General features: G+C 67.6%; 22 protein-coding genes and 1 pseudogene. 15 read left to right on the forward strand and 8 right to left on the reverse strand.

The window, feature by feature from the left end:
• Positions 1-126: 126 nt before the first annotated feature.
• Together ACYQ1L_RS00680 and ACYQ1L_RS00685 are read right to left on the reverse strand one after the other, a co-directional pair.
• Positions 127-762 (reverse strand): hypothetical protein, encoded by a 636-nt coding sequence (locus ACYQ1L_RS00680; RefSeq protein ID WP_460002265.1) that lies wholly within the window; start codon positions 760-762, stop codon positions 127-129.
• A gap of 256 nt (positions 763-1,018) precedes the next feature.
• Positions 1,019-2,458, reverse strand: coding sequence for an AAA family ATPase (locus ACYQ1L_RS00685; protein ID WP_460002266.1), 1,440 nt, complete (start codon positions 2,456-2,458; stop codon positions 1,019-1,021).
• A gap of 481 nt (positions 2,459-2,939) precedes the next feature.
• On the opposite strand from ACYQ1L_RS00685, the gene ACYQ1L_RS00690 reads away from it, so the two are divergent.
• The 9 genes and pseudogenes from ACYQ1L_RS00690 (at position 2,940) to ACYQ1L_RS00730 (ending at position 13,917) form a co-directional block, all read left to right on the forward strand.
• Positions 2,940-4,148 carry a phosphoribosyltransferase-like protein gene (locus tag ACYQ1L_RS00690; RefSeq protein WP_460002268.1) on the forward strand — a complete coding sequence of 403 codons (1,209 nt, stop codon included), beginning with the start codon at positions 2,940-2,942 and terminating at the stop codon, positions 4,146-4,148.
• Between the two features lie 354 nt (positions 4,149-4,502).
• On the forward strand, positions 4,503-5,483 hold the full coding sequence (locus ACYQ1L_RS00695) for a reverse transcriptase family protein (protein ID WP_460002270.1): 981 nt from the start codon (positions 4,503-4,505) through the stop codon (positions 5,481-5,483).
• A gap of 717 nt (positions 5,484-6,200) precedes the next feature.
• A complete protein-coding gene (istA, locus tag ACYQ1L_RS00700) occupies positions 6,201-7,451 on the forward strand; it encodes an IS21 family transposase (RefSeq protein ID WP_460002271.1) in 1,251 nt (416 codons plus the stop codon).
• Positions 7,451-8,233, forward strand: coding sequence for an IS21-like element helper ATPase IstB (gene istB, locus ACYQ1L_RS00705; protein ID WP_460002272.1), 783 nt, complete (start codon positions 7,451-7,453; stop codon positions 8,231-8,233). The genes istA and istB overlap by 1 nt, the downstream gene beginning before the upstream one ends.
• 134 nt (positions 8,234-8,367) lie before the next feature.
• Positions 8,368-8,685, forward strand: a complete 318-nt coding sequence (locus ACYQ1L_RS00710) for a transposase (RefSeq protein ID WP_460002273.1) — start codon at positions 8,368-8,370, stop codon at positions 8,683-8,685.
• A gap of 5 nt (positions 8,686-8,690) precedes the next feature.
• Positions 8,691-9,632 (forward strand): transposase, encoded by a 942-nt coding sequence (locus tag ACYQ1L_RS00715; RefSeq protein ID WP_460005739.1) that lies wholly within the window; start codon positions 8,691-8,693, stop codon positions 9,630-9,632.
• 55 nt (positions 9,633-9,687) lie between these two features.
• Positions 9,688-10,938: a hypothetical protein gene (locus tag ACYQ1L_RS00720; RefSeq protein WP_460002274.1), complete on the forward strand. Its 1,251-nt coding sequence runs from the start codon at positions 9,688-9,690 to the stop codon at positions 10,936-10,938.
• Positions 10,935-12,272 (forward strand): SNIPE associated domain-containing protein, encoded by a 1,338-nt coding sequence (locus tag ACYQ1L_RS00725; RefSeq protein WP_460002275.1) that lies wholly within the window; start codon positions 10,935-10,937, stop codon positions 12,270-12,272. Before ACYQ1L_RS00720 ends, ACYQ1L_RS00725 begins: the two co-directional genes overlap by 4 nt.
• 406 nt (positions 12,273-12,678) lie before the next feature.
• Positions 12,679-13,917, forward strand: a pseudogene (locus tag ACYQ1L_RS00730) (IS256 family transposase).
• Between the two features lie 71 nt (positions 13,918-13,988).
• Here the strand turns inward: ACYQ1L_RS00730 and ACYQ1L_RS00735 are convergent.
• The 6 genes from ACYQ1L_RS00735 to ACYQ1L_RS00760 form a co-directional block, all read right to left on the reverse strand.
• On the reverse strand, positions 13,989-15,080 hold the full coding sequence (locus tag ACYQ1L_RS00735) for a flavin-containing monooxygenase (protein ID WP_460002276.1): 1,092 nt from the start codon (positions 15,078-15,080) through the stop codon (positions 13,989-13,991).
• A 120-nt stretch (positions 15,081-15,200) separates the two neighbouring features.
• Entirely contained in the window at positions 15,201-16,811 is a 1,611-nt protein-coding gene (locus ACYQ1L_RS00740; RefSeq protein WP_460002277.1) for a LuxR C-terminal-related transcriptional regulator, read from the reverse strand.
• 213 nt (positions 16,812-17,024) lie between these two features.
• A complete protein-coding gene (locus tag ACYQ1L_RS00745; protein ID WP_460002278.1) occupies positions 17,025-17,894 on the reverse strand; it encodes an ABC transporter permease in 870 nt (289 codons plus the stop codon).
• Positions 17,891-18,715, reverse strand: a complete 825-nt coding sequence (locus tag ACYQ1L_RS00750) for an ABC transporter permease (protein ID WP_460002280.1) — start codon at positions 18,713-18,715, stop codon at positions 17,891-17,893. Before ACYQ1L_RS00750 ends, ACYQ1L_RS00745 begins: the two co-directional genes overlap by 4 nt.
• A complete protein-coding gene (locus ACYQ1L_RS00755; protein ID WP_460002281.1) occupies positions 18,705-19,535 on the reverse strand; it encodes an ABC transporter ATP-binding protein in 831 nt (276 codons plus the stop codon). The genes ACYQ1L_RS00750 and ACYQ1L_RS00755 overlap by 11 nt, the downstream gene beginning before the upstream one ends.
• 13 nt (positions 19,536-19,548) lie before the next feature.
• On the reverse strand, positions 19,549-20,613 hold the full coding sequence (locus ACYQ1L_RS00760) for an ABC transporter substrate-binding protein (protein WP_460002283.1): 1,065 nt from the start codon (positions 20,611-20,613) through the stop codon (positions 19,549-19,551).
• A gap of 239 nt (positions 20,614-20,852) precedes the next feature.
• Here ACYQ1L_RS00760 and ACYQ1L_RS00765 point away from each other — a divergent pair, with 239 nt between their 5' ends.
• From ACYQ1L_RS00765 to ACYQ1L_RS00790, 6 genes are all read left to right on the forward strand, one after another.
• A complete protein-coding gene (locus ACYQ1L_RS00765; RefSeq protein ID WP_460002284.1) occupies positions 20,853-22,271 on the forward strand; it encodes a dihydrolipoyl dehydrogenase family protein in 1,419 nt (472 codons plus the stop codon).
• Between the two features lie 240 nt (positions 22,272-22,511).
• Positions 22,512-22,844 (forward strand): DUF427 domain-containing protein, encoded by a 333-nt coding sequence (locus ACYQ1L_RS00770; RefSeq protein WP_460002285.1) that lies wholly within the window; start codon positions 22,512-22,514, stop codon positions 22,842-22,844.
• 13 nt (positions 22,845-22,857) lie between these two features.
• Positions 22,858-23,724 carry an ABC transporter ATP-binding protein gene (locus ACYQ1L_RS00775; RefSeq protein WP_460002286.1) on the forward strand — a complete coding sequence of 289 codons (867 nt, stop codon included), beginning with the start codon at positions 22,858-22,860 and terminating at the stop codon, positions 23,722-23,724.
• Position 23,725: 1 nt separating this feature from the next.
• The gene (locus ACYQ1L_RS00780; RefSeq protein WP_460002287.1) at positions 23,726-24,463 is read left to right on the forward strand and encodes an ABC transporter permease; all 738 of its coding nucleotides are present in this window, start codon (positions 23,726-23,728) and stop codon (positions 24,461-24,463) included.
• Positions 24,460-25,227, forward strand: coding sequence for an ABC transporter permease (locus tag ACYQ1L_RS00785; protein WP_460002289.1), 768 nt, complete (start codon positions 24,460-24,462; stop codon positions 25,225-25,227). The genes ACYQ1L_RS00780 and ACYQ1L_RS00785 overlap by 4 nt, the downstream gene beginning before the upstream one ends.
• Positions 25,228-25,258: 31 nt before the next feature.
• On the forward strand, positions 25,259-26,176 hold the full coding sequence (locus ACYQ1L_RS00790; protein ID WP_460002290.1) for an ABC transporter substrate-binding protein: 918 nt from the start codon (positions 25,259-25,261) through the stop codon (positions 26,174-26,176).
• The last annotated feature ends 3 nt before the right edge of the window (positions 26,177-26,179 follow it).

Consider the following 26,179-nt stretch of genomic DNA (forward strand, 5'->3'; position numbering starts at 1 on the left):
CCCTTCGACAGGCTCAGGGGTCGGACGGATCGGTACCCATCACGGCGCCTGCAGGGCCCTGGAGAACGCGAATACGTTTCTGGGAGCAAAGGTCGGGCGCGGACGGATTCCGGGGTGCAAGTAGCGTTAGCTGGCGCGTGCCGCGTTATAGATCAGGTCCCCCAGGCGCTTCTTCAGGTCGCTGAAGTCGTCGACGTCATCGAGTGGGGACTCGTGAAGGTTGAAGCGATCCCGGATTTCACGAACGACTCGACGTACGTCCTCTTCTTCCTTCCCGGACCCGACCAGGTGATGTTCGACCTCCTGCAGGAACCGCTCGACCGTGACCTTTTGAGCGCGTGTGCGGTGGTCTCGCCTGAAACGCTCAACCAAACGACGGGTGACGTGAGTCAGCCGATCCTGGTTGGCGAGCTGCATCGACAGGTCCTGACGAGTCACAATCTCCTGGAAGAGGGCCGCGAAGTTCTCATACAACACATGGCGATCCTTCTCAGGCAGCTCCGACGCGATCGCTCCTAATGTGCGGGCAAACTCAATCTTCCCCAACGTTAGGGGTCGGACCAGCGTGGCGCTCGCTTCCCGTGCGACTTCCGCAGCGGCGTCGAACACTCGCTGGGTCTTTCCGACCGTGAGTTCGATCGGGAGTGCGTTCACAACGATCGCAGCCGATTCTGGGTCTAGCACGTCCAGCGCGAAGCGCTTCACGACGAGCAGCGCGACTGAGGCGGGCACGAGGTCCTCCGGTTCGTGCACCTCCGTCACGGATACACTGCTGGAATCCAAGGGGACCGAGTCAATCGGGAGAATGACTCGTGGGTCGAGGATGTCGGCGTCACCGTAGCCCTTCTCAAGGTCGACCAGAGCTGCCTTCCCGGCCGCATCTGAATCAAGAAGCACAACGACGGCGGGACGGTCGAGGTCTCGTCCACGTGTGAGGTGGAGGGCGTATCGGTACTGCGTCGAACCGTGTACTGGCACCATGGTCAGTGCGTTGAGGTCCAGGTTCGCGCTCTGATGCTTATCCCGCCCGCATTGCCGCGCTGACGCCGGAGAAGAGTGCAAGGTCTGCAGGCCCCTCCACAAGCAGATTGCAAGTGCCAATGAACGCAGTGTCAGCATGGAACGATCCGAACGCTGATCTCAATGGTTCGTACTTCTCAGTCGACGCTTTTGCCACCACTCGGGTGCCCTCGTCGTCGTAGCCCTTCTGTAGGACGCGAATCCGCTGCGGGTGGTTCTTGTCGATGAGGAAAGGGCTGTGGGTCACATAAAGAACCTGCGCAGGTTGGGTGTCGTTGTCGGGAAAGGCGTAGCTCGTTAGGACCTTCAGGAGGTCCTGCTGACCTTGTGTCGACAGGAAAGCATCAGGTTCGTCCATTAGGAGAATCTCTTGGCGGCCGGGGATCTGTGGGCCGTAGGCCTGGTATTGGATGAAGTAGCTCAGGAAGTACTTCATTCCGCCGCTTCGCTCATCGAACGTGTACGTCTGCCCCGTGCGGTCACGCATTGTGAGCACGAGGAAGAATCCGTCCTTATGCACTTCCAGTGCGAAATCGCGGTCCTGCGACCACCAGTGGGGAAAGTTCAGTGACACCGCGATAGCATCACTGATACTAGATGTGATCGCTTCGCTATAGCCATCATCAGCATCGCCCGCCGCCAGGAGTTCGCTAAATGCTGGGGGGTCGACGTTCGCGACCCGCACCAACAAATCCCTAACGAGTTCAAGAGATTTCCCAGCTGCAGCTGATTCCTTAGCCGTCCTACTCGGTGGAACTGGTAGGAGAGACGCGATTGTGTCTCCGCTGCTCGCATAGGTGTCTTCGCCCACTTTGAGTGTCCTATAGATCGCATACCAGTCGGCGCGGCCCCGGGGATGCGGCGTGGTCATCCCGTTGGCGAGGTCATAGAGGCTGACACTCGCGGGAAGTGCAACGTCAGCGTCGATTCGTCTTGCAACGGGAAGTGGCAACTGCGCCAGCTCCTCGTCGCTAAGTACCCGTTCGCTCCACCCCGACTGGTCTCGCCAGTAGAGGAGCGGCTGAGGTCCAACCCTGAACATCCAGAACTCGGATCCGGTAAAAGGGACGCCAAGGAGCGTTTGAAGCGCCGCGAGGTCCGATTCCTGAAGCTGGGTGAATCGGCCGCCAAACTGCGGGAGCGGCATGATGCCGCGAACCCCGAAGAACTGCGAATACCGGCAGAAGTCCTTCGGTGTGATGGCGCGATCTCCCAGCAGACACTGGATCGCCACAATTAGTTGGCTCTTCCCTGCCTCATTCGCGCCCACTACCGTCGTGATGTCGGGCTCGAGGTCGACCTTCACAAACGGGTAGAAGGCATCAGGCTCTTCTGGGAGCGCATCCCAGGGGAACCGATCGACGCCATCTTTGTCCTGTCGAAGGTAGTCGAAGTTGAACGATCGAAAGAAGCGAACATATACAGAACTCAGAAGCACTTGGTTGAACCCCCAACTCGAGCGCCTGGCCTTCTGGCGCGTTGACTCTAGAGACTAGGGGCAGCACGTAGCGACGTTGAGCGCGAGCAGAGTCGTCTGCGGGTCGGCACTCGTGATTCACCGAGTCTCGACGCGCCTTGCGTGAGAACGCGAAGTCCTGCACGCACTCCGGTAGCCCGTGGCGTACTCGTTGTTGCGACCATCGGCTGGGCGACGGAAGGGGGTACCCAATCACGACCGATCCCTGACGCGAGGGTCGTCGTCGCGATCTCCGATCTCAGTGATTGAACTATCGATCGCCTCAGGCTCTGGACGCCGACTGATACTGTCCGCGAGGGTGGACTTTCAGGCCAAGCAGCCGCCGCGGCCGCGTTCGGTGACCGTTGTCGAGACTAGAAGAATCGGCGCGACAAGCTCGGCGTGCCGAGGAGCGGCAGGAACTGGTCAGGCTGTCAGGATGAACGCGAGAGGAGGCTCAGCAATGGCGCTGTCAGAGACAGAGGCGGGGGTCGCTTGGATCGACAACTTTCTTCCCGACGATCGCGAGCTTGCCAAACGACTTTTGGACGCGTTCGTGCTTGATGGCTGGACTGCTGCCCGTGCCTCGCTTCTGGAACTCCTGAGGACTGAGATTGACTCGGTTCGCAACGCTGGCCCCGTGTGGGTGCTGCCGGCGATGGACTCGGGTGACATCCGGTTAGCCAACGGACTCACCGCAATCGAGTCGCTCACCGCATTTGAGAACTTCGAACCGGGCATGGACATACCTTCGATGCCGGGAAGCGAGGGCCTTATTGGCCACCTGATTCGCGACGTGCAGCAGGAGGGAGTTCTTCCACCCAACACGCCCATCTCAGAGCTCCGCGATAGGCGCGTGCGAACCATCATCGTGGTTTCCGACACCATAGAGACTGGCGGTCAGGTTGCGAAGTATGTGAAGTCAGTACTAAGCAACCCAACCATAAGGAGCTGGCGGTCATTTGGTTGGATAAGGCTCACCGTGCTCGCGTATGCCGTCTCGAGTGAAGGAGAACGGGTCATCGGGACCCTTCCGCAGGTCGACTCGCTGCGGTTCATCCGCCAAGCGCCCACAATCCGCAGCCTCGCATGGGCTAAGAAGGACATAGACGCGGCACGCGCCCTATGCGTTCGCTACGGGCGCGGTAAGGGCCGCCTCGGGTATGGAGACCATGCTGGACTCTTTGGTTTCCAAGATCGGTTGCCCAACACGGTGCCCCGAATCTTCAGGCAGCACGGCAGCGATTGGGCGCCGCTGTTCACTGGAAGCGCGGGGCGCCAGGTGCCAAGCGGCATGATTCGCGAACTAGGAAGCTCCTCGGATGTCCCCGTCGCCCATGACGCGATCGTCGCTGCTGTGCGTCAGGAGCGTCTCTCCGTCAGCATCCGCAAGCAGCAGCGCGCGAGCAATAGGGACATACTCGCCGCACTCGCGTTGCTGCGGGTGTCGCCAGAACGCGTGACGATTCTGGGAAGCGCCTTGAATATGACACAAGCTGAGACCGCTGGACTTCTGGAATACATGATGAGGCAGGGGTGGATCGACGAAGTCTACAATCTCACCGTCAACGGGATTGCGGAGCTAGCCGCCGGCAAACGTAAGCCGCGGCGCGTCGTGCCCAGGCAAGTCAGTGAGAACGTGACTCCCTACTACCCTAAATCGTTGAGGTGAGGAGATGGCTGCCGCTGGCCTAGAGATGAAGTCGCGACGTAGTCGTGACTCGTTGAGCGCATTCGCTCAATTGGTTCGGAAACGGACCTTGGTGCCCCGGGTGACCGGTGCATTCGGACTAGCTCGCGCAACGCGTGCAAGCACGGACAGGCCGCCCTACGTGTGCCTTCGGGCTCTTCCTGCCCGTGGATCCCTTCGGGATCTCCATTCGGAGTAGACCAGTTGCCATCTCCTCACCAATACATAGACGGCGGCTTACGCCTGGGACGCGACGAGGGAATGCTCCGCCGCGCATCGATCTATCAGCGAGAAATCGCGGCGAATGGGTCATACCCGCTTCTGACACTTGGCCACTTGGCGCGCGAGACGGAGACGGAGTGGGGTTACCTGCGATCAATCGTGGAGCGGAGGCTAGATGAGTACACAGCGATCCGCCGCCTCAAACCGGATGGAACATACCGCGCTATCTCCGCGCCGTTGCCTAGCCTTATGCACGTCCAGCGCTGGATCCTTGCCAACGCGCTGACCGGACTCAAGCTCCACGATGCAGCTTTTGCGTATCGCCGCGGACTGTCCATAAGAGACTGTGCAGAACGGCACGTGGGTGCTCGGTGGCTGCTGAAAATGGACCTGCACAACTTTTTTGGGACCATCGAGGAGTCGCGGGTATACGGCGTCTTCCGCGGACTCGGGTATCCAGCCCTCCTCGCATTCGAAATGGCGAGACTCTGCACGAAACTCGTCAGGCCGGAGAAGGAGCTGCCTCCGCTCGAGGGGCGGGGCCTCGCGCGCTACGACACGCCCTATCGCGGCATACTCCCACAGGGCGCTCCAACTAGCGGTGCCTTGGCAAATGCCGTCGGGATCCAGCTGGACGCGATGCTCCAGAAGATCGCAGATACGAACGATCTGGTGTATACGCGGTACTCGGACGACCTCACATTGTCATCGTCCGCGCCGTTCAACCGCGCGTTCGTGCCGAAGCTTGTTGCCCAGATAGAGAAGTCGATTGCGCTTTCGGGGTTCCAAGTGCACAAGAAGAAGACTCGCTTGGTGCCGCCAGGGGCGCGCAAGATCGTCCTTGGGCTCCTGCTGATGGAGCGCGACGTTCGACTTGTCCCTGAGTTTAGAAGTCGGCTCGACAATCACATCCGCTGTGTCGCCAAGTATGGTCCGGCCGCTCATGCGGCGAGTCGCAATTTCGACTCCGCGCTATCGATGATTAATTATGTTGATGGATGCCTGGCGTTTGCAAGGGATATCGAGTCCGACTGGGCCCGCGAACGGACACAACGTTGGACCGAAGCCCTCCGTCGGCACGGGCATCCACTGTGAAAGATCGCTAGGCAGGTCGGATCCCAGACCTTTATTCCACGTCAGAGCCGGATCGCGGGCCTCCAACTCGCGACTCATGGTTCACCAAGCGCACGACTACCGGCCCTCCACAAAACAACCGGCGGAAATCGCGCGATAGCTTTGCTTGCTCGGTAACGTCTACTTTCAGTTCGCCCGAGCGTTGGCACGCGAACCCGCCGCCGATCGAGCGCTTCTACATCCCCAGCTAGTGCGCCGCCCTCGGCGCCCCAACCATGAGCCCTGTCGCCATTGCCGCGCCTCCCCCGTCCGCCGCGTAGCGCATCGAGAGTTCCGCCGTACACGGAAGCCTCTCGAAGTACGATCAGGCCGTCGTCAGCCGACTGAACCATCAGGGGCTGGACCATGTGTGCCTGTTTCCGGGGCAGATAGCCACAGGTCTCACATTCGTAGGTCAAAACGAGGTCCACGCCCACCACGCGGCGAACTCATTCGAGGGCTCCGCGATTAGCCGGGCGAAGAGCGTCCCGCCCGGGGCGTCCATTCGCCCTGCATGGCTTGGCGCAGGGCGTGGAACTCATCGACACGGATTGCTCGACGAGAAGCGGTTGCTATGTCCCCACAAAGCACCGCCATCAGGAGGCTGAAGCGGCGGGGTGAGAAGGACGTGTCGGCGACGCGTGAATACTGACCCCGTAGCGTCGGGGAATCTTGACCCCCTCCGAGCACTCTTGGAGGGTGATCAACTTGGAAGACTGGGCAGAGATTCGTCGGTTGCATCGGGCGGAGAACGTGCCGATCAAGGCGATCGCGCGGCGGTTGGGGATCGCGCGGAACACGGTCCGGTCCGCGCTCGCGTCTGACGCGCCGCCGAAGTATCAGCGGGCCGGGAAGCAGTCGCTGGTCGACGCGGTCGAGCCCGAGGTCCGCAAGCTGTTGATGGTGGACGCGAAGATGCCGGCGACGGTGATCGCGCAGCGCATCGGGTGGCAGCACTCGCTGACGATCCTGAAGGACCGGATCCGGCAGATCCGCCCGGAGTACGCGGGTGTCGACCCGGCGGACCGGTTGGTGCATGAGCCGGGGCAGGCGGCGCAGATGGACTTGTGGTTCCCGGAGCCGCGGGTCCCGGTCGGGTTCGGGCAGGCGGCGATGCTGCCGGTGCTGGTGATGACGCTCACCTATTCGAGGTTCCTGTCCGCGTTGATGTTGCCGTCCCGGCAGGCCGGGGACCTTCTGGCGGGGATGTGGCAGCTGATCTCGCAGGTCGGCGCGGTGTCCAAGACGCTGGTCTGGGATCGGGAGGCCGCGATCGGCGGGAAGGGGGTGGTGACGGCCGCGGCAGCCGCGTTCGCCGGGACGCTGGCAACCAGGGTGGTGTTGGCGCCGCCGCGGGATCCGGAGTTCAAGGGCATGACCGAACGCAACAACGGGTTCCTGGAGACCTCGTTTCTCCCCGGCCGGCAGTTCGCCTCGCCGGCGGACTTCAACACCCAACTCGCGGACTGGCTGCCCGTCGCGAACAGCCGGACGGTCCGCTCGCTCAGCGGAAGGCCGATCGAGGTGCTGGACCGGGACATCGCGGCGATGACGGCGCTGCCGCCGCGTCCGCCGGCGACGGGCCTGCAGACGCGGGTCCGGCTGGGGAGGGACTACTACGTCCGTGTCGACGGGAACGACTACTCCGTCGACCCACGGGTGATCGGCCGGCTGGTGGATGTCACCGCGACCCTTGAGCGGGTGATCGTGGTCTGCGACGGCACCGCGGTCGCCGACCACGACCGCTGCTGGGCGACCGGCGCGGTGGTCACCGACCCTGCCCACGTGATGATCGCGAAGGGGCTGCGTTCGCAGTACTCCGCAGCGAAACGCGACCGGGAGCGGGCGGGCCGGGTCCTGCCGGCGCAACGGGTGATGTTCCGGGACACCTCCGACTACGACGTGCTGTTCGGCGTGGACTTCGACCCCACTACCGGGGAGGTGTTCTGATGCCCGCCACCGATATCGCCGCGACGATGGGCTACCTCGCCCGGGCGCTGAAGACCCCCACGATCGGGCGGGTCTGGGAGCAGCTGGCTGTCACGGCGCGAGCGGAGGGTTGGTCGCACGAGGAGTATCTGACCGCGGTGCTGCAACGCCAGGTCGCCGATCGGGAAGCGTCGGGCACCAGCCTGCGGATCTCCGGCGCGCACTTCCCCGCGGTGAAGACCCTTGAGGACTTCAACGTCGACCACCAGCCCACGCTGCGCCGCGACGTGCTCGCGCACCTGGCCACGATGACCTGGGTTCCGAAAGCGGAGAACGTGGTGCTGCTCGGCCCGCCCGGTGTCGGCAAGACCCATCTCGGCATCGCGCTGGGGATCAAGGCCTGCCACGCCGGCTACCCGGTCGCGTTCGACACCGCCACCGGATGGGCCGCCCGCCTGCACGCTGCGCACCGCGACAACCGGCTCGAGCACGAACTGAAACGACTGCGCCGCTACCGACTGCTGATCATCGACGAAGTCGGCTACCTGCCCTTCGACGCCGACACCGCGAACCTGTTCTTTCAGCTCATCGCGCACCGCTACGAACAGGGCTCGATCCTCGTCACCTCGAACATGCCGTTCGGCCGGTGGGGTGAGATCTTCGCCGACGACATCGTCGCCGCCGCGATGATCGACCGCCTCGTCCACCACGCCGAGGTCCTCACCCTCGGCGGCGACTCCTACCGAACAAGGGCCCGACGCGAGCTCCTCAAGACCCCGCCCACACCGGGCGCGGACCACTAACCACACAACCCGAGGGGGTCAACTTTCGCCGACGAAAAGGGGTCAGTTTTCAACCGACGTTGACAGGACGGCCTTGTCGCGCGTCAGACTTTGTGGCAGGACGATTGATTGAGTCCTGAGCGGAGTGTTTGACGATGGGTAGACCACCAGTGATCCCGGTGGAGAAGAAGACGAGGATCGTGCTGAGCATCCTCGCCGGCGAGATGACGATCGCTGAAGCGGCTCGGCGTGAGAAGGTCAGCGAGCAGTCGATCGGCCGGTGGAAGGCGGACTTCCTCGAGGCTGGCAAGACCGGCCTGGCCGCTGGCAAGACGGGGCCGTCGACCCGGGAGCAGCAGCTCGAGGCGGAGGTCGCCGATCTGACCCAGGCGCTGGGCGAGGCGGCCGTCGAGATTCGGGTGTGGAAGAAGAGTGCGGAGGGCCGGTTGGGCCCTTCGAGGACCTCGAGGTGATCCGCATGGAGGCGGGCATGTCGACCTCGAGGTTCTGCCGCCTGATCGACATGCCCGAACGCACCTGGCGGCGCTGGCAGGCCAAGGCGAAGCAAGACCGGCCGACGAAGGGGCCCTGGCCGCAGCCTGCAAGGGACGCCGCCCGCCCGCTGGTGACGGGGCATGCGTTGGCGAAGCCGGCGTGGGGGCATCGGAAGATCTGGGCGCTGACTCGGCACGACGGTCACAAGGTGTCGCAGGCGACCGTGCTGCGCCTGATGCGCGATGACGGGCTGATCCTGCCGTCGGAGTACCAGAAGCAGCGCCGCGAGCTGGCAAAGGAGCGGAAGGCAGCGTTCGCGCGGAACCCGACCGGACCGAACCAGGTCTGGCAGCTGGACTTCAGCGAGTTCGAGACCACGACCGGTGGGACCTGGCGGATCGCGGGGTGCCGGGACTGGTACTCGAAGCTCGAGTACCCGTTCCACGTGTCGCCGACCGCGAACCAGTACGACGCGATCGCCGCGATCGAACTCGCCCTCGCCGACTACGAGCAGATGTTCGAGCACCCGCTCGTCGACGAATGTCAGGTCGATGAAGAGACGGGTGAGGTGCTGCCGGTGGTGACGATCGTCACCGACAACGGCGGCCCGTTCCGGTCGCTGAACTTCGAGCTGTTCATCATGCGGCACCCCGAGCTGCGGCACGTCCGCACGAGGGTGCGCTCGCCCGGGCAGAACGGGTCACGCGAACGCGGGTTCGGGACGCTGAAGTACGAGCGATTGTTCCTCGATGAGATCCCCGACGCCTTGACGCTGATCGAACGCGCCGAGGACTACCGGGTCGAGTACAACACCGAGCGGCCGCACGAGGCGATCGCCTGGAACAGGCCGATGCAGGTGCACCTGGGCCTGGCCGACCCCACCATCCCCACCTTTGAAAGAGAAGAAATCCTGCCAACTACTTGACGCGGGACAGCCTGCTTCCCCAATAGACTTCGGGAGTTGGTCGATTGGGGGCACTATGGCACGTCGTCGTGGGTTTTTCGCGGAGCTTCAGCACCAGGCGAAGCTTGCCGATCAGAGACAGCAGGCCGCGCTCCGTCAACAGTCGCAGGCGGTCAAGCGAGCCGAGGCGGCACAACGCGCCGCAGAGCGCGCGGCGGCAGCTGCCGCCCGCGCGTCGGAGCAGGATCGCAAACGTCTTGAACGCGAAGCAGCTCAGGCGCATGCAGAGGCTCGCCAAGCCGAGGCCGAAGAGCTAACCGCAGAGCTGAACGAGCGTTTCGTCGAGCTCGACGAGATTCTTTCGGCAACGCTCGATGTTGACGACTTCGTAGACCTGGAGTCGCTGCGCGCCGTCGTAACGCACCCGCCCTTCCCGCGGGGGGACTTGCGCGTCCCGATTCCCGAACCGGCGGTGATCCCCGACCCTCCGCTGCCAGTGAAGCGCGAACCGGAGCCGGTGAAGGGCCTGTTCGGGCGCAAACAGAAGGCTGCGGATGCTCTAGCGGCGGCCGAGCAGCAGTATGCGACCGACTACTGGGCGTGGAAGGCCGCGGTTGACGAACTTCCCGCACGCCGCGCGGCGCAACAAGCTGCGCACCAGGCGGCAGAGACCGCGCGACAGGCCGCCCTTGCCGAGGCGCTCGCCCAGTATGAGGCTGAGTCAATCGCGCGGCAGAAGGATGTCGCCGAGCAGAATGAGTCCCTCGACCAGCTGATCTCCGGCCTGGCATATGGCACGGTTGACGCCGTTCAGGAGTACATCGGGATCGTGCTCGCCAACTCGATCTACCCGGAGTGGTTTCCGGTATCGCACTCGGCGACCTTCGAGCCGTCGACCGCCGAACTTAGCCTCCGTGTTGTGATTCCCGGGCCGGACGCGATTCTCGCGATCAAGTCGTACCGCTACACCAAAGCGTCGGACGAAATCACTCCTGTCGCTGCAACGCAAAAAGAGACGAAGGACCGCTATCTCCGTGCCGTCCACAACATCACGTTGAGGTCCCTGCACGAGGTGTTCGAGGCCGACCGTCGCGGACTGATCGCGAGCATTTCGCTGGAGTTGGGCACTGACACGATCAGTCCGGCGACCGGCCAACCGACCTACGTGCCGTTCGTCGCAGTCGCAGCGCGCCGCGAGGAGTTCGAGGCGCTTGACTTGTCCGCAGTCGTCCCCGCAGCGACTCTCGAGCACCTTGGCGCATCGGTATCGAAGAACCCGTATGGTCTGGTGCCCGCCGTCGCTGGCGGGGTGCGGCGCGCGCGATGACCGAGTCGAGCGTCAGGTTCAACCCTCCTCCAGGATGGCCAAAGCCACCAGCGGGTTGGATCCCGCCAGCAGGCTGGACTCCGGACCCGTCGTGGCCGGAACCCCCCGCAGGGTGGCAGTTGTGGCTGACGGACGAACCGTCGACTGCAGGAGTAGTTGCGCCGACGGAACATCACCCGAAGTCGGAGGCCCCGAGAGACGCGGCGCCGGCCCCGGGAGGGGCGATAGGCCGGGTGGCGTTCCTTGAGGCCGAGAACGCCTCACTGCGCGAACAGCTCGCGGAGGCACGTGCGGGCGACTTTGTGGACTTGAGCGATGCGCGAGTGCTGCAGGACGTGGGGATCTACCGTTATCACCATCCGCTTGAAACGGCAGCGGCTTACCAAGAATCGCTTGCTGCACTCGAGTCGCGCATTGCGGACGCCGTAAAGGAGGGTCGAGCGATCGTGAAGTCCGAGCTGTTCACCTTCAACAACTCCCTCGCCCAGGGGCGCCGCATGACCGACGACCTGGCGAAGCTCATGCTCCGGGCCTACAACGCAGAGGCGGACAACGCGATCCGAACACTCCGGGTCGGGAACGTGGTGACCGCCAAGCGTCGGCTTGAGGCGTCGCGGACGGCGATCGCCAAGTTGGGCGCGCTCATGGAGATGAAGATCAGCGATGAGTTCCACGACCTGCGCGTCGAGGAGATTGAGCTCACCGCGGACTGGCTGATGAAGAAGCAGGAAGAGCGCGAGGCGGAACGTGAGGAGCGAGCGCGCCTCCGTGAGGAGAGGAAAGTCGAACGCGAACTCGCCGAGGAACGAGCGCGCCTTGACAAGGAACGCGCACACCTCCTGAACACGCTGTCAATCTTGGAGCAGCAGGGGCAGATCGACGACGCACTCCGCGCACGGCTCGCGGCGGTCGATGATGCCATCGCACAGAACGACTTCCGGGCGGCGAACATTCGCGCTGGCTACGTGTACGTGATCTCGAATGAGGGGGCGTTCGGCGCCAACGTCGTGAAGATCGGCCTGACGCGTCGCCTCGAACCGCGTGATCGCATCGTCGAACTCGGTGGGGCTTCTGTGCCGTTCAGATTCGATACGCACGCGCTCTTCTTCTCCGAAGACGCCGTCACGCTCGAATCCGAGTTGCATCATCACTTCGCGGACCGTGCTCTCAACCGTGCCAACGCGCGAAAGGAGTTCTTCTTCGCCACACCAGCCGAGGTGCGCGACGTCCTCATCGACAAAGTCGGCAACATCCTCGAGTTCAACGAGGTTGGCGAAGCCACCGAGTTCCGACAGTCGGTCGGGCTCTGGCCGGAACACGGCGTCCGCAACTAGTGGCGTGGTGACACCGGAGTCCCGACCCGGGGACTTAACAGCTGACGGATACTAGGCCGTGTTGCTAAAGGGGCTGGTGAGAGGCGGTTCACCCAGCCAGATCTGGGCCGGCTTGTGAGGTGCCTGGGGCAGGACGACGCCTGCCCCAGGGCGTTCTTGGCTCCCGGCGGCCCTGACCACAGGGAGCCGTCAGGACCGCCGGTGGCTCTGCGCGCTCGGGGGTGTGCTCCGACGAATGAGCGGTGCGCTTCAGCCCCGCCTGCCCGGCCAGCCAGTACGTGTCGGGGGTTGCGTCCGGCAGGGTGGTGTACGGATCGCGGTGACCGCGTCGCTCTGAAAGAAGCGACGGTCACCGTGTGATCCTTCGAGAGAACTCTTCACATCCATCTCGAAAGGAACCACGACGATGACCGTCGCACCCCACGATATCGACCCTGCCCGTTTCCTCTAAGACCATCTCGCGCAAGCCTCCCCGGACTTGCTGCGGGAGATGCTCGGCACGTTCATCAACCAGTTGCTCTCCGCCGACGCGGACCAGGTCTGCGGCGCCTCCTATGGCACGATCAGCGACGACCGAATCAACCGGCGCAACGGCTACCGGCACCGCGACTTCGACACCCGCGCCGGCACGCTCGACCTGAAGATCCCCAAGCTGCGGCAGGGGACGTACTTCCCGGAATGGCTGCTGGAACGGCGCCGCCGCGCGGAGGCCGCACTGACCACCGTCGTCGCGACCAGTTACCTGCTGGGCGTGTCCACCCGGCGGATGGACGACCTGGTCAAGACGCTCGGGATCACCGGGCTCAGCAAGTCGCAGGTCTCCGAGATGGCGAAGGATCTCGACGAGCAAGTCACCGCGTTCCGCACTCGTCCCCTGGACGCCGTCCCGTACTCGTTCGTCGCCGCCGACGCGCTCACGATGAAGGTCCGCGAAGGCGGCCGGGTCGTCAAGGTCGCGGTGCTGGTCGCCACGGGCGTGAACGCGGACGGATACCGCGAGATCCTGGGCCTGCAGGTCAACAGCACCGAGGACGGAGCCGGCTGGCTCACGTTCTGGCGAGACCTCGTCGCACGCGGCCTGACCGGCGTCAAGCTCGTCACCAGCGACGCGCACGCGGGGTTGGTCGCCGCAATCGGCGCGACCGTCGGCGGCTCCTGGCAGAGATGCCGCACCCACTATGCCGCGAACCTGATGAGCGTGACCCCGAAGAGCTCCTGGCCATGGGTGAAGACGCTGCTCGGGACGGTGTTCGACCAGCCCGACGCTGACGCGGTGCACGCCCAGTTCGGCCGTGTCCTCGACGCCCTCGAACACAAGCTCCCGCGCAGCTTCGAGCACCTCGACGCCGCACGCGAGGAGATCCTCGCGTTCACCGCGTTCCCCAAGAGCATCTGGCGTCAAATCTGGTCCAACAATCCGAACGAGCGCCTCAACCGAGAGATCCGCCGACGCACCGACGTCGTCGGGATCTTCCCCAACCGCGACGCGATAATCCGCCTCGTCGGTGCCGTCCTCGCCGAGCAACACGACGAATGGGCCGAGCAACGCCGCTACCTCGGACTCGACGCCCTCGCCGCCGCACGACGCGTCGGCGAACCCACCGACGAGGTGATCGAACCCGACCTCCGCGCCCTCACCGCCTGACACACAAGCATCGAAGGATCACGAATCAGATACACCACGTCCAAGGACTTGACCCGTGTCGGGACCAACCGTCACGCCACCTGCGCCACCGGGGCCGGCTGCCGCAGGTGCTCCACCACGTACTCCGCGTCGCGGCCCATGCCCATGAGCGTGGGCGAGGCGATGGAGTACTGGAACGGCAGGCCCATGAACGCGAGGCCCGGCACGACCGTGGACATGCCGCGTTCGTGACGCACGCCCTGTTCGTCCGCGAACCCGGGGATGTCGATCCAGTCCAGGACCGGCCGGGATCCGGTGCACCACACGATGGTTGCGGGGTCGAGCCGCTCGCCGTCCTCGAGCACGGGGCGGCCGTCCTCGACGCCCGCCACGCGCCCGACCTGCCGGATCCCCGCCTTGCGCAGGTCGGACAGGTGGTTGCGCACCAGGTTCACGCCGTGACCGCGGCGCTCCTCCCAGAGGCGGCGACCCTTCTCGGTGTCGCTCGTCGCGTTGCGGAGCTTGCGGATGAAGATGTCGCTGATCAGATTGCCGATCGGGGTGTCGATGTTCCCCGGCACCTGGCCCGGATGCCGGCCCGCGATGACGGTGGCGTGACCGGCCGAGGCCGCTTCGAGCGCGATGTCCGTGCCCGAGTTCGCCGCGCCGACGACGAGCACGGATCCGGGGGCGAAGTCCTCGGGGCCGTGATAGTCGAGGGAGTGCAGCTGCCGGATCGCCGGATCCACGTCGGCCGCGAACGGGGGCACGACGGCGCGGTGGTGCACGCCGACGGCGACGACCACGCCCTGGGCGACGACGTCCTCCCCGGTGTCGAGCGCGAGGTGGTACAGCCCCTCGGCGTCCACGTGCAAGCGCTGCACCCGGGTCGCCGTGCGCACCGGGATCTCGAAGGTCGCGGCGTACCGCTCCAGGTAGTCGGCGAGCTGCGTCGCCGTGGGGTAGTCGAACACGCCGATGTCGAGCCGCAGGCCCGGCAGCTGGGCCCAGCGTCGCGGCGTGAACAGGCGCAAGGAGCGGTAGCGCTCCCGCCAGCTGTCGCCGATGCGGGCGTGCGCGTCGAAGACCTGGATCCGCATGCCGCGCTCCATCGCACGGCGCGCGGTGTGAAGCCCCGCCGCTCCCGCGCCGACGATGGCCAGGTCGAGTGTCGTGGTGGACATGATCGCCTCCTTCTCGGGCTTTCGAGAAAGGTAGGTCTCGGGATCCGGCCCCGGCATCGGCAGAAATGACCAATTCGGATCCGGATGGGATCCGGTGCGGGCGGGCAGGCCGCGACGACCTCAGCCCGCCGCGACGAGGCCGTGCGCGTAGGCGTAGGCGGTCGCGGCCGACCGCGACGGCACGTCGAGCTTGCTGAGGATGCTGCCCACATGCCGCGCGACCGTGCGGTCGCTGAGGAAGAGCCGCTCCGCGATGCGCCGGTTCGACCACCCCCGAGCGACGAGCTCGAGCACCTCGCGCTCGCGGCGGCTGAGGCCCGGATCCGCGGACGTCGGGGCGGACGCTGCGGCAAGCCGCTCCAGCCGGGCGAGGTCGGGCACGGCGCCGAGCCCCTCCAGCACCGCGCGGGCGGCGTCGAACTCGAGCAGCGCGCCCTCCTCGTCGCCGGCGGCGCGGGCGGCCGCTCCGATGTCGACGCGCACGAGCGCGGCCTGGTGGGGCGCGTCCAGGCGCCGCCAGTCCAGCCACGCGGCGCGCAGCAGCGGCAGCGCCTGATCCGGATGGCCGTCGCGCAGCGCCACCTCGCCGCGCGCCTGCGCCGCCTGCGCCCGCAGGCTGAGGGTGCCGAATGCCGTGGCGCACTCGGCGAGCTCCTCGGCGGCGGCGCGGGCGTCGGCGAGTCGGCCGCGGTCCAGGGCGACCGCCACCGTGGCGGCGAGCACCTCGGCGCGCTCGGCCGGGCCGCGCATCGTGGCACGCGCCCGGGCCAGGCCCGCCCACGCGGTGTCGAGTTCGCCGGCGTCGCGGTGCAGCAGCGCGAGGCCGGGCTGCACGTCACGGCCGAGCGCCGCGGCCTGGCGGAAGGCGTCCCGCGCGGCGGCGGCCCGGCCCGCGATGCGATGCAGCTCCGCCGCCCGGTACCACGCGTTGCCGAGGGTCTCGGTGCGCTTCTCCGTGCCGCACACCTGCTCCGCCGCGCGTGCGGCCGCGGCCCATTCGCCGCCGAGCTGCATGACGGTGGCGCGGTGCAGCGTGCACTCCCCGCGGAACGGCTCCAGCCCGCGCTGGCTGTCGCACCAGTCGCCGAGGTCGCGCGTCCACACCCGCGCGCGCTCCAGGTCGCCGCGGGCGAGGAGGCTCGCCACCACGGCGCAGAACGCGGGCCCCGCCGCGCGATCGCTGACCCGGCCGGATCCGATCATGAGCATCACCCGGTCCAGGCAGTCGAACCCCTCCTCCGCCCGCCCGATCCGCACCAGCGAGCGGCCCAGACCCATGGTGGCGAGCGCGTCGAGGTCGTCGTCGCCTGCGGCCGCCGCCAGCGCGCTCGCCTCGCGGTACAGCGGCACGGATCCCTCCAGGTCGCCCTGCGCGAACCGCGCCACCGCGCGGCACAGCGCCTGGAACGGCGCCGTGCGCTCATCCCCGTCCGGGCGGCCGCACAGCTCGAACAGCCGGCCCATCCAGGTGCGCGCCCGCACCTCGTCGCCGTGCTCGCTGAGGGTGAAGCCGAGCCAGAACACGCAGCGCACCGCGGCGGCCAGTTCGCCGGCGTCGAGGAACGCGAGGTGCGCGCGCTCCCACGCGCGGGCGCTGACGTCGTCGCGGCCGGTGAACCACGCCGCCTGGCCGAGCTCGTCCAGCTCCGCCGCGCCGAGGAGCTCCTCCCGCGCGACGAGATCGTCGAATCGTCCGGTCCAGTCCACGACCGGCGCGCCCCGGATCGCCATGCGCACAGTATCTTCCCGCGCCCGGCGTGCGACAAGAGCGGATCCGGATCCGTGCGGAGCCGCCTCGGGCTTTGCGTCCTGACTCGCTCGCATCCCATAGGACGATCGCAACTCTGCAGGCGGATCCGGCGCGAAGCATCCTGCAGAGTTGCGGACGTCCTGTATTCGTGGCGGCGGAAGGCCGCATCCAGGATCCGGCTGAGAACCGGATCCTTAGGCCGTCTGCGGGCGCATGCCCATCCGGGCCAGCACCACGTCCTCCACGATCTGGATCACGTTGTAGAGCACGAGCGACACCACGGTGACGACCACGACCGACGCCCACAGCGCGGTGAACTGGGCCTGCGGGATGAAGCCGCCGATCGAGCCGCCGATCCCGCCACCGACCGCGAGCCACTCCGCGAGCAGCGCGCCCGTGATGGCTCCCGGCACCGAGATGCGCACGGCGGCGAAGAACGCGGGGAGCGACGACGGCATCGCGACCTTGCGCAGCTGGGCCCAGGATCCGCCGCCGTACACCGCCACGAGGTCGTTCATCTGCGCGGAGGCGGACTTGAGGCCGAACGAGATGTTCACCAGCGCCGGGAACAGCACCACGATGCCGCCGATCACGGCGACGGTCCAGAGGTCGCGCCCGAAGATCAGGATGATCACCGGAGCCATCGCGATGAGCGGCACCGAGCGCAGCAGCATCGCCACCGGCATGAGCGCGTGCTCGACGCCGCGGCTGAGCTGGAACGCCGTGGCGCCGAGCAGTGCGACCACGAGCCCGGCCGCGAATCCGATCACGGAGTGCCCGAGCGTCACGACGAGGTTGCCGAAGATGAGCGCCCGGTTCGCCGCCGCCGCGGGGACGACGAAGAGGTACCTCCAGACGTCGACCGGTCCCTTCGCGATCAGCGGGGAGACGCCCGACAGCCAGAGCACCCCGACCCACAGCACGCCGATGGCGAGCAGCGTGAGCAGGAAGGTCAGCAGCGCCCCGCCGCCCGCGGCGAGCATGCGCCGGGTCCGCTCGCGGCGCAGCCGGGCGCCGACGTCCGTGACGGTCTGCGCCGCCGTTGTCGTGATCACGTCGCTCACCGTGCCGCTCCCTTCGACCAGGGGGCGACGGCGCGCGCGACGAGCCCCACGAGCGCGAAGCCGGCGAGGGCGACCGCCCCGCTGGCGAGGGCCAGGCCCCACACCACGGCGGCATCGGAGTTCTGCTGCGCGAGGATCATCGCCAGCCCGACCCCGCGCTCGATCTTGCCGAAGAACTCGCCGAGCACGGCGCCGAGGAACGCGGCGGGGACGGCGATCTGCAGCGCGTTCAGGACGGCCGGCAGCGCCGCGATCAGCCGCACCTTGATCAGCTGGGTGAAGGCGGATCCGCCGTACACGGTGACGACGTCGAGGCTGGCGCGGTCGGCCGACTTCAGCCCCAGCAGCGCGCCGACGACGGTCGTGAAGAACACCGACAGGGCGGCGAGGAAGACCGCGGTCCCGCTCGGCTGCCCCGCCGCGGCGGGAGGCCCGATGAGCACGACGGCGAGCATCCCCACGGCGACGATCGGCACGCAGTAGGTCGTGATCGCGAGCTGCATCGCCACGCCCTCGAGCTTCGGGATGACGAGCACGACGGCGGACAGCAGCAGTGCGAGGCCGTTGCCCCAGAGGTATCCGATGCCCGCCTCGGCGAGCGTCACCGCGAAGTTCTGCGCGTAGTAGGTCCAGCCGCTGCGGGCGAAGCCCGCCAGCACCTCGGGCGGAGTGGGCACGGTGATCGTGCCCACTGCGCTCCTGCCGAAGGCCGCCGCGATGACCCACCAGAGCGCGAACAGCGCCGCGGCGCCGATCAGGCCGATCGCCCAGGGCGGCAGCTGTCGGCCTGCGGAGGCCGCGGTGCGCGACTCAGTGGTCATCGGCTGCGGCTCCCCCGGCGCCGAAGAGCAGTTCGGATGCCTCGTCGACGTAGGCGTGGAACTCCGGGGTGCGCATCATCTCGGGCGTGCGCGGGCGCGGCAGGTCGATGGTCATCACGGCCTTGACGCGACCGGGGCGCGGGCTCATCACCGCCACCTGATCGGAGAGGAAGATCGCCTCGGACACGCCGTGGGTGACCAGCAGCGTGGTCGCCGGCTTCTCGGTCCAGATCCGCAGCAGCTCCAGGTTGAGCTTCTGCCGGGTCATGTCGTCGAGGGCGCCGAACGGCTCGTCGAACAGGAGCACGTCAGGCTTGAGGATCAGCGACCGCGCGATCGAGACGCGCTGGCGCATGCCGCCGGACAGCTGAGCCGGCTTCGCCTTCTCGAACCCGGTCAGCCCAACGAGGTCGATGAGCTCCGAGACGTACGCCTTGTCGACGCTCTGCCCGGCGATCTCGAACGGCAGCCGGACGTTCGACAGCACGCTGCGCCACGGCATCAGCGCCGAGTCCTGGAAGGCGATGCCGAGACGGTGCGCCCGCCGCAGCTCATCGGGGCTGCGCCCGTCGACGCGGATCGTGCCGCTGGTGGGCCGCTCCAGCCCGGCGAGGATGCGCAGGATCGTCGACTTCCCGCACCCGGACGGGCCGAGCAGCGAGAGGAAGGTGCCCTGCGCGGTGTGCAGATCGGCGTCCTGCAGCGCGACGACGCTCCTGCGTCCGCTGGTGAACACCTTGTTGAGGGCCGTGATCTGCAGGCCGGTGCCCAGGGTGGCACCCTGGGCACCGGCCTCGACCGTGGTCGCGGAATCCGACATGACGGTCTCCGGATCAGCCGGCGTACTTCACCAGCTCGGGGTGGGCCTTGTAGACCTCATCGAGCAGCGACAGGTCGAACAGGTCCTTCGCGGTCAGCGTGATCCCTGCTCCGGCCAGGCTCTTGATCGTGCTCCTCTGGAGCGCGTCAGAGATGGTGAAGAGTCCGTTCTTCGCGGTCTCGTCGGAGACGACGAGCTTCTCGGCCTGCTCCTTCGCTCCGGCGATCGAGTTGGCCGGATCCAGCTTGAGATCCTTGCCGTAGTTCTCGACCGCCAGCTTCGCGCCGGCCTCGGGATCCTTGACCGCGTCGGTCCAGCCCTTGATCTCGGCGACGAGGAACGACTTCAGCCGCTCGCGGTGCTGGGCGATCATGTCGTCGGTGGTGGTGACCGTCTCCGCGACGAAAGGCAGCCCGTTGTCGGCGAACGGCAGGTTCGTGGTCTCCACGCCCTTGGCCTTGACGGTGATCGCCTCGTTGGTCAGGTAGGCGATGAAGCCGTCCACGTCGCCGCTGAGCAGGGGCGCCGGGTCGTACTGCACGGGCACGATCGTGACGTCCTTGTCGGTGAGGCCGTTCGCGGCGAGCAGCGCCTTGAACAGGGCCGTGTTCGAGTCCTGGACGCCGATCTTCTTGCCCTTGAGGTCGGCGGGGGTGGCGATGTTCCCCTTGTCCTTCAGGGAGAGCACCGTGAACGGGTTCTTCTGGTACGTGGTGCCGATGATCTTCAGCGGCGCGCCTTCGCTCGCCACGACGGATCCGATCGAGACGGCGTCGGAGAGGGCGATGTCGGTCTTGCCCGACAGCAGCTCGGCGGCGCCGGTGGACGGACCGGGGGTGAGCGTGACGGTCAGGCCGGCGTCTTTGTAGTAGCCCTTGGAGTCGGCGAAGAACTCGCCGGAGAACTCCTCGTTCTTGACCCAGCTGAGCTGGACGTTGAGGTGTCCGCCGTCGGAGGCGCCGGCGGATCCGGTCGGCGCGGCCGAGGCTCCGCCCGAGCACGCGCTCAGCGCGAGCGCGGTGACGGCGGCGGCGGCGACCACGGCCAGCGTGCGCCGGAGAGAGGAGGGGATTGTCATGGCGGTCTCCTGCCGGGAAGCGGTCGGGTGGGTGTCGCGCCGACGGGCCGACGCGGACAGGAACCTCACGGTACGCACCGCATGTTTCGGCGAGAGGCACGGTCGGTTTCCCGGTGGTTTCGCGGCTGATCCGACCGCTGCCGGGGCTCGCGGCGGAATCCTCGCGGTCGGCCCGACGTTCTGCGAGGGTGGACAGGGCGCCGCGCGACGGCGACGCCGAGCGCACGGAAGGCGGACGCATGACCGACGAATACGACCTGATCGTGCTGGGCGGCGGCCCGGTGGGCGAGAACGTGGCCGATCGCGCCGTGCAGGGAGGGCTGACCGTCGTCCTCGTCGAGAGCGATCTCGTCGGCGGCGAGTGCTCGTACTGGGCGTGCATGCCGTCGAAGGCGCTGCTGCGCTCGCCGCAGGCGCTGCGCGCCGCCCGCCACGTGGGCGGCGCGGCCGAGGCGATCACCGGCGACCTCGACGTGCGGGCGGTGCTCGACCGCCGCGACTCCTTCACGAGCCACTGGCAGGACGACGGGCAGGTCGCCTGGCTCGACTCCGCCGGCATCGACCTCGTCCGCGGACACGGCCGGCTCAGCGGTGAGCGCAGGGTCGCGGTCACCCAGCCCGACGGCACCGTGCGCACCCTCACCGCGCGCCACGCCGTCGTGATCAGCACCGGATCCGACGCCGCCATCCCGCCGATCCCCGGGCTGCACGAGGCGAACCCGTGGACCAGCCGCGAGGCGACGAGCGCGGAGGAGATCCCGGCGTCGCTGGTCGTGATCGGCGGCGGCGTGGTCGCCGTGGAGATGGCCACCGCGTACGCCTCGCTCGGATCGGCCGTCACCGTGCTCGCCCGCAGCGGGCTGCTCGGATCCGTGGAGCCGTTCGCCGGCGAGCTCGTCGCGGAGGGGCTGCGCGGTCTCGGCGTCGACGTGCGCACCGGCGTCGCGACGAAGAGCGTCACCCGCGACGCCGACGGGGTCACCGTCACGACCGACGACGGCGACGTGCGCGCCGCCGAGATCCTCGTCGCGACCGGGCGCACACCGCGCTCGGGCGACATCGGCCTGGAGACCGTCGCGCTCCCGCCCGGACGCTGGATCCGCACCGACGACACCCTGCGCGTGCCCGGCGTCGACTGGCTGTACGCGGTCGGCGACGTGAACGGGCGCGTGCTGCTCACCCACGAGGGCAAGTACCAGGCGCGCGCCGCAGGCGACGTGATCGCCGCCCGAGCGAAGGGGGAGACCGTCGACGACGAGCGCTGGGGGCGGCACGTCGCGACCGCCGACCACTCCGCGGTGCCGCAGGTGGTGTTCTCCGAGCCGGAGGTGGCCGCCGTCGGCGTCACCGAGGCGGCGGCGCGGGAGGCCGGGCATCGGGTCCGTGCCGTCGACGTGGAGTTCTACTCGGTCGCCGGAGCGTCGCTGCACGCCGACGGCTACCGCGGGCGCGCACGCATGGTGGTCGACGAGGATCGGCAGGTGCTGCTGGGCGTGACCCTGGTCGGGCCCGACGTGGCCGAGCTGATCCACGCGGCCGCGGTCGCGATCGCCGGGGAGGTGCCGCTGGCCCGGCTGTGGCACGCGGTGCCCTCGTATCCGACGATGAGCGAGGTGTGGCTGCGGCTGCTCGAGGCATACGGACGGCAGTCGGCCTGAGGGGCGTCGGATCCGTGTTCAAAGCGCGCAAATGGCTCCATTGGGGCCCCGGATCCAGCCATTTGCGCGCTTTGAAACCAGGCTGATCGGTTCGGCGGGGGAATCCCGGCGGATGTCGGTCTGTTTCCGGATGTGGTGGGGCGCTTCTGGGATGTCGGAGGCTTGGCCTACTGTCGGAAGAGCGCCCGGCGGCGCACGCCGAGAGGAAGCGTCGCACCGATTCGAAGAGGACGGACGAGCATGCAAGCAGTATTCGACGGACGGGTCGTCGCGAATGCGGACGACTCCGACGTGGTGGTCATCGAGGGCAACCGCTACTTCCCGCCGACGGCCGTCACCGAGGGGGTGCTCCGGGAGAGCCCGACGCCGTACACCTGCGCGTGGAAGGGCGAGTGCCAGTACTACTCCCTGCGTGTGAACGAGCAGGACCACAAGGATCTGGCCTGGGCGTACCCGCACCCCTACCCGACGGCCATCGAGCGCGTCGGCGTCGACTTCTCCGGATACGTCGCGTTCGACCGCAGAGTGGAGATCCGCGAGGGCGACGTGCCGCAGGAGGGGTCCCTCGCCTGAGGGTCCGCCGCGCATGATCGAGTTCCGCTCCGTCACGAAGACGTTCCCCGACGGCACCCGCGCGGTCGACGACTTCAGCCTGGTCATCCCCGCCCGGCAGACGACCGTGCTGGTCGGATCCTCGGGATCCGGCAAGACGACCCTGCTGCGCATGATCAACCGGATGGTCGAGCCCACCTCCGGGGCCGTCGAGATCGACGGCAAGAGTGTGCTGAACGGGGATCCGGTCGCCCTGCGCCGCCGCATCGGCTACGTCATGCAGAACTCCGGGCTGCTGCCGCACTTCACCGTGATCGACAACGTCGCCACGGTGCTGCGCCTGAACGGGGTGTCCCGGCGCGAGGCGCATGTGCGGGCGCGCGAGCTGCTCGACATCGTCGGCCTCGACCAGGCGCTCGCCGAGCGCTACCCCAGCCAGCTCTCCGGCGGGCAGCAGCAGCGCGTCGGCGTGGCCCGCGGGCTCGCGGCGGATCCCAACATCCTGCTCATGGACGAGCCGTTCGGAGCCGTCGACCCGATCGTGCGCACCGAGCTGCAGCAGGAGCTGCTGCGCCTGCAGCGCGAGCTCGGCAAGACCGTGGTGTTCGTCACGCACGACATCGATGAGGCGCTGCTGCTCGGCGACCGCATCGTGATCCTGGGCAAGGGCGCCCGCATCGTGCAGCAGGGCACGCCGGCCGAGATCCTCGCCGCGCCCGCCGACGACTTCGTGGCCGCGTTCATCGGCTCCGACCGGGGCCGCCGCGCGCTGCACCTGACCGAGACCCCGCACGGCACCGTGGTCGTCGACGCCGACGGCCGCGCCCAGGGCACCCTGGTGCAGACGCCGTCCGACCTCCTGGACGCGCATCCCCCGCGTCCGGCGGACGAGGTCGGCTGACATGACCTGGATCCTCGACAACCTCGGGCTCATCGTGGGCCTCGCCGCCGTGCATCTGCAGCAGAGCCTGATCGCTCTCGTGCTCGGGGTCGTCGTCTCGGTGCCGCTGGGATGGGTCGCCTGGCGGTACCGCCTGGTGCGCGGTCCGCTGATCGTGCTCACCGGACTGCTGTACACGATCCCCTCGCTCGCGCTGCTCATCCTGCTCCCCGCGCTGCTGGGCTACTCCGCGATCAGCCCGACCAACCTCGTCGTCGCGCTGACCATCTACAACGTCGCGATCCTCGTGCGCGCGGTCGCCGACGGCCTCGACTCGGTCGACGCCGACGTGCGGCGCGCTGCGACGGCCATGGGTTACGGATCCGCGCGCCGGTTCTGGAGCGTCGAGCTGTCGCTCGCCGGGCCCGTGATCCTCGCCGGGGTGCGCGTCGCGGCGGTCTCGACGATCGCCCTCGCCACGGTCGGCATCCTGGTCGGGGTGCAGAACCTCGGCTACCTCTTCACGAACGGGCTCGACCGCCGCCTCATCGAGGAGGTGTTCGCGGGCGTCCTCGCCGTGATCGTTCTGGCCGTCGTCGTCGACGTGCTGCTGGTGCTGCTCGGGCGCCTGCTGATGCCGTGGCAGCGGGCCGCAGCGAAGCGCCGCGGCCGGCGCGGCGGATCCGCCGGCCCGCAAGTACAGGCCCCGGGAACCGACGACGCGATCGACGGAGCTGCCGTCGAGGAGGTCCGCGCATGAACCTCTTCGCCGACGCCATCCGGTGGCTGCTCGATCCCGCGCAGTGGACCGGATCCTACGCACTGCCCGTGCTGCTCGCCCAGCACCTGCTCTACACCGTCGTCTCTGTGCTCGTGGCGAGCCTGATCGCCGTGCCCGCCGGATGGCTCATCGGGCACACCGGTCGCGGGCGGGAGGTCGCCGTGGCCATCTCGGGCGCCGCTCGCGCGATCCCGTCCTTCGGCCTGCTGATCCTGCTCGTGCTGCTGTTCGGCGTGCTGCAGGTGCCGACCGCCGCATTGGTCACCCTGGTGCTGCTCGCGATCCCCTCGCTCCTCGCTGGGGCGTACACCGGGATCGAGGCGATCGAGCCGCGCGTGATCGATGCGGCGAAGGCGATGGGGATGACGCCGTGGCAGGTGTTCTGGAAGGTCGAGTTCCCGCTCGGCCTGCCCCTGCTCGTCGGCGGGCTGCGCGCGGCGACCCTGCAGGTGATCGCGACCGTGACGATCGCCGCCTGGGTGAACCTGGGCGGCCTGGGCTACCCGATCATCCAGGGCATCCCCCTCGGTCGCTTCGACCAGGTGCTCGCCGGCGCGCTCCTCGTCGCCGCCCTGGCCCTGATCGCCGACCTGCTGTTCGCGATCGCGCAGCGTGCCGCCGTCCCGGCCGGCGTCCGCGCCGCCGACGGACGCTCCGACCACGAACCCCGCGGCGGCGCCCCGAGCGGGGACCCCGCGCCCCGGAGTGGGGCGTGGGGCGCGAAGGCCGCCGCCCGCACCTGACCTGCACCGACCCACCGAAGAGAGGCACACCATGTTCACCGCTCGCATCACCCGCATCGCCGCCGCGGCCGCCGCCACGGTCGCGGTCGCTTTCGCGCTCAGCGCGTGCAGCTCCAGCAACCCGCTCGACAAGCCCACGGAGTCCGCCGGATCCGGTTCGTCCGACACGATCGTGATCGGATCCCAGGCGTACTACTCGAACGAGATCATCGCCGAGATCTACGCGCAGGCCCTAGAGAAGGACGGCCTGAAGGTCGACCGGAAGTTCAACATCGGCCAGCGCGACGCGTACATGCCGGATGTGAAGTCGGGTGCGATCACGCTGTTCCCCGAGTACACCGGCAATCTGCTGGAATACCTGGGCGGCAAGGCCGACACGAACAACCCGGATGACGTCTACGCCGCGTTGAAGAAGGCGCTGCCGTCGGGTCTCACCGTCCTCGACTACGCCAAGGCGGCCGATCAGGACACCTACACGGTGACCAAGGCGACCGCCGACAAGTACAGCCTCGAGTCGATCGCCGACCTGTCGAAGGTGCCGGCACCCGTCACGATCGGCGCGGCCCCCGAGTTCGAGAAGCGCCCGTACGGTCCGGCAGCGGCCAAGAGCCTGTACGGCGTCGACCTGACGTTCTCCGCCACCGGCCAGACGACGCTCGAGGCGCTCAAGGCCGGCACGGTGCAGGTGGCGGACATCTACTCCGCCGACCCGGCCTTCGCCTCCGGTGACCTCGTCGCGCTGAAGGATCCGAAGAACCTCATCCTGCCGTCGAACGTCGTCCCTATCGTGAGCGAGAAGGCGGCCGACAAGGTCTCCAAGGCGATCAACGCCGTGAGCGCCAAGCTCACCACGGAGGAGCTCGTCAAGCTCAACGTGCAGAGCACGGCCGACAAGAAGCAGCCGGCCGACATCGCCAAGGCGTGGCTCAAGGAGCAGGGACTGAGCTGACGC

This window comes from Microbacterium xylanilyticum (assembly GCF_054654695.1).